General features: G+C 65.4%; 1 protein-coding gene. It reads right to left on the bottom strand.

Going from position 1 to position 477, the window contains the following annotated elements:
• Positions 1-477 (bottom strand): hypothetical protein (locus F8279_RS30450; RefSeq protein WP_192580809.1); only part of this gene is annotated, 477 nt, incomplete at both ends.

The following is a 477-nucleotide window of genomic DNA, read 5'->3' as shown; positions in this document are numbered from 1 at the left end:
ACCCCACTCACCTTGACCAGCCAGAAGTCGCCCGAACCGCCCTGCCGCAAGGAGCCGCACCGCATCGCCTTCGATCGCGCCTCACCATTGCGCGAGGTGAACAGGAACCCTTCCGGGTCCAGCATTCTCGCCTCAATGGACGCCAACGGTTCGGGAGACGTCAGGGTCATCCGCATGCGGAGTGAATGCCGCTCCCATTCAACATTGATGTCGACCTCCGGCCGCCGACCCTCGTACTCGGGGAAGACCGCGAGTCGGGGGAACACCGTCCATTGTTCGGGCGGGTTACCGGCGCAGACGACCTTCACGGTGACGGCCTCGGAAGGCTGACCCGAGACAGCAACCCAACCTTGTACCGAGTCTCCCGGTGCCAGCGGCCCGGATCGGAGAGATCCGATCTCGCGCACGCCATGGTGATCGGTGATGCGGACACGCTCGGCTTCCTCGATCGTGGCACGCAACCCGGCGAGCGGCCAG

The organism is Micromonospora sp. AMSO1212t (assembly GCF_008868145.1).
GTDB lineage: Bacteria > Actinomycetota > Actinomycetes > Mycobacteriales > Micromonosporaceae > Micromonospora > Micromonospora tulbaghiae.
The sequence above is the reverse complement of the archived record's forward strand: the minus strand, read 5'-3'. Positions and strand labels throughout refer to the sequence as shown.